The following is a 255-nucleotide window of genomic DNA, read 5'->3' on the forward strand; positions in this document are numbered from 1 at the left end:
AGGACCAGGGCTACCGCAGGGTGCCCTACTACCCTTCCAAGCTCGGCAAGGACCGCGGCACCGCGATCACCGAGGAACAGATGGAGGCGGTGGCTGCAGCCCACCTGACGTTCCCCGAAGGCTTCACCGTGCACCGAAGGTGCTGCCGCAGCTGGAGCGCCGTGCCACCAGCATCCGGCAGGGCCCGATCGACTGGGCCACCGCAGAGCTGCTCGCCTTCGGTTCGCTGTTGATGGAGGGACGCCCGGTCCGCCT

The 255-nt window shown here is 68.6% G+C and carries 1 pseudogene; it reads left to right on the forward strand.

Annotation, left to right across the window (positions count from 1 at the left end):
• A pseudogene (locus BN358_RS28065) lies at window positions 1-255 on the forward strand (hypothetical protein); the annotation flags it as partial.

Source organism: Sedimentibacter sp. B4, assembly GCF_000309315.1.
GTDB lineage: Bacteria > Bacillota > Clostridia > Tissierellales > Sedimentibacteraceae > Sedimentibacter > Sedimentibacter saalensis.